The organism is Moorena sp. SIO3I6 (assembly GCF_010672095.1).
The window spans coordinates 1-1,841 of sequence record NZ_JAAHHU010000978.1 but is presented as its reverse complement, the minus strand read 5'-3'; the positions used below and the strand labels follow the sequence as shown (position 1 = coordinate 1,841).

Below are 1,841 nucleotides of genomic sequence, written 5' to 3'. Positions count from 1 at the left end.
TCCCTATCTCCCTATCTCCCTATCTCCCTATCTCCCTATCTCCCTATCTCCCTATCTCCCTATCTCCCTATCTCCCTATCTCCCTATCTCCCTATCTCCCTATCTCCCTATCTCCCTATCTCCCTATTCCCTGTTCCCTGTTCCCTATTCCCTGTTCCCTAAAATGTAGAAATTGTGTACCTCATAGCTATGATAATTTCTATAAGTTTTTACGAATAGCCATTCTGTTATCTATCCACAGGTGCGACCCGTGGCGAATTTAATTCTTAATGGGTCAAGCGCACCTTAAGATTTTCGTAACTGCTTTGCTCCTGATTGTTACTGTACTTCTTAATTATGCAAACCGCCGTAAATTAACTTAACTTAATTTTTATTAAAGAAAAAGGTACCCTTAAGGGTACTATGAAATCTAGATTCAATTCGAGATTATATAAATGTGTTGGTCATCTATCAAACACGGTGTGCCACACCGGAACAGGATTAGATATCTAAACACTGGCGGAGATTTGACCTCTACTGTGGTTGGTGTAAACCTGTCATAGCAAGTCGAATCCGTGAGCCAAGAATCCCCGTTTTTTGAGAGCGGGGAGTATCAAAGTACGATTGCCGTACTGTATTTAGCGTGTCAATCATATGACAGGAGTGCAAGTTAAATGTTTTCTCTAGGTTCAACAACTCAAGTCGGGGACTTTCGAGTCGATACTGATTACTTAGTTACCGATGTAAATGGCGATGGTCAGTCTGATCTAGTCGAGCTTTGGAATGATACAGATAGTTTCTTTGCTGCTACTTGGATTAGTAATGGTCAGGGTGGATTTAACTTCGGCGGTAATACCAGAGTAGGGGACTTTCGAGTCGATACTAATTACTTAGTCACCGATGTAAATGGCGATGGTGAGTCTGATCTAGTCGAGCTTTGGAATGATACAGATAGTTTCTTTGCTGCGACTTGGATTAGTGATGGTCAGGGTGATTTTGACTTCGGCGGTAATACCAGAGTAGGGGACTTTCGAGTCGATACTAATTACTTAGTCACCGATGTAAATGGCGATGGTGAGTCTGATCTAGTCGAGCTTTGGAATGATACAGATAGTTTCTTTGCTGCGACTTGGATTAGTGATGGTCAGGGTGAATTTGATTTCGGCGGTAATACCAGAGTAGGGGACTTTCGAGTCGATACTGATTACTTAGTCACCGATGTAAATGGTGATGCTCAGTCTGATCTAGTCGAACTTTGGAATAATACAGATAATTTCTTTGCTGCGACTTGGATTAGTGATGGTCTGGGTGGATTTAGCCTCGGCAGTAATACACAAGTAGGGGACTTTCGAGTCGATACTGATTACTTAGTTACCGATGTAAATGGTGATGCTCAGTCTGATCTAGTTGAACTTTGGAATAATACAGATAACTTCTTTGCTACTACTTGGTTAAGCATTGCTTAACCATTAACGTAGTAAGCTAACCTAGGGTGGGCAGTGGTTGAGAGAGATTAGATTAGCAAGCCAATGAAATTACTAGACACTGCCCACCTAAAAACTAAATACTTAAAAAACAAACGATAAAACTAAATACTACTCCCTACTCCCTACTCCCTACTCCCTACTCCCTACTCCCTACTCCCTACTCCCTATTCCCTACCCTGATGCTATAATACTAAAAAGCCAAAGGAGTAAAAGAGGCGACAGCGATGACTAAATTAGAAATTGGTCAAGAAAACGTACCGCCGGATGAAGAAGAAGCTACTCGTGAAATTGCTCAAATCAGTGAACGACTTATTGACAAACATCCTCCTGTAAAACGGGGAGAACATCCCAAAGCTCATGGTTGTGTTAGAGGAG

The 1,841-nt window shown here is 41.8% G+C and carries 1 protein-coding gene; it reads left to right on the top strand.

The window, feature by feature from the left end; all coding sequences use genetic code 11:
- The first annotated feature begins 653 nt into the window (after positions 1 to 653).
- Positions 654 to 1,445 (top strand): hypothetical protein, encoded by a 792-nt coding sequence (locus tag F6K49_RS45170; protein ID WP_293108655.1) that lies wholly within the window; start codon positions 654 to 656, stop codon positions 1,443 to 1,445.
- Positions 1,446 to 1,841 lie beyond the last annotated feature (396 nt).